Annotated in this window: 4 protein-coding genes; 3 read left to right on the plus strand and 1 reads right to left on the minus strand. The window is 61.5% G+C overall.

Annotated elements, in window-relative coordinates; all coding sequences use genetic code 11:
* A partial coding sequence (locus H0V34_01110) for a LysR family transcriptional regulator (GenBank protein ID MBA2490347.1) occupies window positions 1–263 on the minus strand: 263 nt, incomplete at its 3' end.
* 128 nt (window positions 264–391) lie between these two features.
* On the opposite strand from H0V34_01110, the gene H0V34_01115 reads away from it, so the two are divergent.
* The 3 genes from H0V34_01115 to H0V34_01125 form a co-directional block, all read left to right on the plus strand.
* On the plus strand, window positions 392–688 hold the full coding sequence (locus H0V34_01115; protein MBA2490348.1) for a hypothetical protein: 297 nt from the start codon (window positions 392–394) through the stop codon (window positions 686–688).
* Window positions 689–1,149: 461 nt separating this feature from the next.
* Entirely contained in the window at window positions 1,150–2,367 is a 1,218-nt protein-coding gene (locus H0V34_01120; GenBank protein ID MBA2490349.1) for an efflux RND transporter periplasmic adaptor subunit, read from the plus strand.
* Window positions 2,367–4,102: efflux RND transporter permease subunit (locus tag H0V34_01125; protein MBA2490350.1), on the plus strand; the 1,736-nt coding region annotated here is incomplete at its 3' end. The genes H0V34_01120 and H0V34_01125, both read left to right, overlap by 1 nt.

Consider the following 4,102-nt stretch of genomic DNA (forward strand, 5'->3'; position numbering starts at 1 on the left):
CCTTCGGACTCCAGCGCCGCGCGGTTTGCTTCGTCCAGGTCCGACAGGATGCGTGTCGCCTGCTCGAAATAAACATGGCCCGCGCCGGTCAGGCTCAGCTTGCGCGTATTGCGATTCAGCAGCCGCACGCCCAGCGCGAGCTCCAGCGCACTGATTTGTCGCGATACGGATGAAGGCGCCATTCCTTGCCGGCGGCCTGCGGCGGCGAAACCATGCGCCTTGACCACCTCGGCGAACAGCCGCATTCCATTCAACATGTCCACGTTATTGATCCTTGCGTTATGAGCAACAGACTTTTGCAATTCACTACGTTCTATTCTGCGCAGGATGCCATACACTCTTTGTGCATCGCAACAACAGGTTTTAATTCACTTCTGAAGAGGTATGCATCATGAACAGAGCAAAGACATTCGCAGCGATTCTTGGTCTCACGGTCGCCACGGCGGGCGCGGTTCAAGGGGCGGAGCATCAGCCCAGCTCGGCCGACGCCGGCTGGCTGACCACGCCGCATCAGTACGGGGTCTTGCAGGGCAAGGGCGCCAGGGTCGCGCCAGATCTGGGCACGCCGCGCGCGCAGCTAGAGGCCGAACCAATCGAGGGATGGGTGGATCCGGCAGCGTTCGGGGACTTTCCGGCCACCGTGCACCAGGCCTCGCTGGGCCTCAGGCACACACCCGTGGCGCGGTAATACTCGACGCAGGAAAGCGAATGGGACGGCGCAGGGACGCGCCGCTCCCTATGCTCGACAAACCGCAACAGGATGATCTGATTCTGGGACAATCACACCGCCGATGCTTTGGAGCAGCGGCAGGACGTCTACGCCGCGCTCCTGCAGGCACCCGCGGAGCTTGGTAATCGCCTAGAATAGCGAAGACGATCAACGCGCGAACATTTTACCCATAGCCGCGACAGCCGAGATCGCCATGACTGACACGCCGCGTTCAAATACCGTGTTTATCAATGCACCCGGTGCATCGCCGAAGGCCACGGCCGGCAGCAACTTAGGGCGCAAGAATTTGAAAGAATCCGCTGGCGACTTCCTGTACTTATTCGGGTGACCGCCTGGTTCGATGTTTGCCTATCGCGTTGACCATCGACCTGTCAGTGAACCGTCCTGGCATTGAGCCATTTGCCCCCACTAAGGCAAGCATGAAAAATTTTGCCCGATCGCTCGGCCTCTTAAACGTTTTCAATCCGTCCGTGCTGGGTTGGCGGGTTCTCGTCCTGTGTTTCACGGCCCTCGCTCTGAGCGCCTGTTCCGAAGGCGACTCGACGGCGCAGGCGCCGCCGCCGCCGACCTTGCCGGTCGTCAAACCGCTGGTGAAGCAGATCACCGAGTGGGACGAATACACGGGCCGCCCGCAGGCCGTGCAAAGCGTCGAGCTACGCGCGCGCGTAAGTGGTTACGTACACTCGATCCACTTCAGGGACGGAAGCCAGGTCAAGCAGGGCGACCTGCTGTTCAGCATCGATCCGCGCTCGTATCAGGCGACGCTGGATGAAGCCAACGCGCGCCTTACAAGTGCGCGCGTGCAACTTGATCTGGCGGAGACCGATCTGGCGCGCGCGGAAAACCTCTACGCGCAAAACGCGATTTCCGAAGAGGAACTAGATCAGCGCACGCAAGGCCGGCGCGGCGCGGCCGCGGCGGTGATGGCCGCCGAGGCAGCAGTGCGACGCGCCGAACTGGATATCCGTTGGACGCAGGTGCGCGCGCCGATCTCGGGAAGAATCGGCCGCGAACTGGTCACTAGGGGCAATCTGGTCAACGGCAGTTCCGCGGGCGGCACATTGCTTACCACGATCGTTTCCTTAGACCCGATTTACCTTTATTTCACGGCCGATGAGCAGGCTTTGTTGCGCTACATTCGACTGGATCGGGCTGGTGAGCGACCGTCTTCGCGCGATACGCCCAACCCTGTGCGCATGCAGCTCGCCGACGAACGGGGTTATCCCCATCTGGGGCACATGAGCTTTGTGGACAACCAGGTGGATGAGTCCACGGGTACGATTCAGGGACGCGCGACGTTCCAGAACAATGGTCTCTTCGTGCCCGGCGTGTTCGCGCGGATTCTTTTGCGAGGGCGCGGACCGTACGAGGCGATGTTGATTCCCGACGTCGCCGTGGGCGCGGATCAGGCGACGCGCTTCGTCTACGTCGTGGACGAGAAGAACACGGTGCAACGCCGCGACGTAGTGCTCGGCCGGTGGGTGGACGATCGCCTGCGCGTGGTCGAACATGGTTTGCAGCCTGATGATCGGATTATGGTCGAGGGTCTATTGCTCGTGCAGCCGGGCAGCACGGTGACGCCACAATCGCGTACCATCAAGTCTCCCGGCGCGGACCTCATGGCCACGGCTGAATAATGCGTATCGGACACTTTTTCATCGACCGCCCGATCTTCGCGGCGGTCATCTCCATCCTGATCGTGCTGATCGGCGGGATTGCGTACTTCAATCTGCCGATCGAACAGTTTCCCGAAGTCGCACCCCCGCAGGTGCGGGTGGAGGCGACGTACCCTGGCGCCACGCCGGAGACGATCGCTGACACGGTGGCGACACCGATCGAGCAGGAGATCAACGGCGTCGAGGGCATGTTGTACATGACCTCCTCGTCCACCGCCGATGGCGCCATGCAGCTGGACGTGACCTTCGAACACGGCACTGATCTGGACGTGGCGCAGGTGCTGGTGCAAAACCGCGTCTCGATCGCCGAGCCGCGATTGCCCGAGGAGGTGCGGGCACTCGGCGTCACTACCGTCAAGCGGTCGCCCAACCTCATGATCGTGGTGCATCTGCGATCGCCGGACAACACCTTTGATCAGCTCTACGTGAGCAACTACGCCGTGCAGCAGATCCAGGATGTGCTGGCGCGCATTGAGGGCGTGGGCGAGATCGTTGTGTTCGGCGCGCGCGAGTACAGTATGCGCGTGTGGCTGGACCCGGAGCGGCTGGCCTCGCTGAATCTGACACCCGGCGACGTCGTAGCCGCCTTGCGCGCACAAAATGTGCAGGTCGCCGCCGGCTCGCTCGGCCAGGAGCCGATGGCCGCCAATTACGCCTTTCAACTGGCCGCCAATGCGCAGGGCCGCTTTACAAGCATCGAACAGTTCGAGCAGGTTATCGTAAAAAGTGGGCGCGGCGGGCGCCTGACCCGGGTCGGCGACGTGGCCCGCATCGAGCTGGGCGCGGAGGATTACTTCACCAACAGCTATCTCGACGGCAAGCCCGCGGTTGCCATCGTCGCGAATCAACGGCCGGGCAGCAATGCGATCGAGACGGTAGACGAGATCAAGGCCACGATGGCGGGATTGTCGAAGGACTTTCCGCAGGGCCTGGATTATGAAATCGTCTACAACCCGACCGAATTCGTGGCTGAGTCGATCTCGGCGGTTTATCACACCTTGTTCGAGGCGATGCTGCTGGTCATCTTCGTCATCATTTTGTTCCTGCAGAGCTGGCGCGCGGCGATCATTCCCATCGTCGCCATCCCCGTGTCCTTGATCGGTACCTTCGCGGCGATGTATGCGTTCGGCTTTTCGCTGAATAATCTGTGGTTGTTCGGACTGGTGCTCGCGATCGGCATCGTGGTGGACGACGCGATCGTGGTGGTCGAAAACATCGAGCGGAACCTGGAAGAGGGTATGTCGGCGCGCGACGCCGCGCGTAAAACCATGGATGAAGTCGGAGCCGCACTTGTCTCGATCGCCCTGGTGCTCTCGGCCGTGTTCGTGCCAACCGCGTTTTTAACAGGCATCACGGGGCAGTTCTTTCGCCAGTTCGCGTTGACCATCGCCGTGGCGACGTTCATTTCGGCTTTCAACTCACTCACCTTGAGTCCCGCGCTGGGCGCGTTGGTGTTGCGGCCCAAGGATAGCGAGCCTGAGGGTCGCCTGGCGCGCATCACGAATCGCGTTACGGGGCCGTTCTTCGCGCTGTTCAACCGCGGGTTTGAACGCATGAGCCACGGCTATGGGCGGCGCGTGTGTCAGATCACACGCCGGCCGGCCATAGCACTGGTGGTGTTCGCGATTCTGATCGGCCTCACGGTGTTTGGCTATCAGCAGGTGCCCGCTGGATTTATTCCGCAGCAGGATCAGGG

This window comes from Gammaproteobacteria bacterium, assembly GCA_013696315.1.
GTDB lineage: Bacteria > Pseudomonadota > Gammaproteobacteria > JACCYU01 > JACCYU01 > JACCYU01.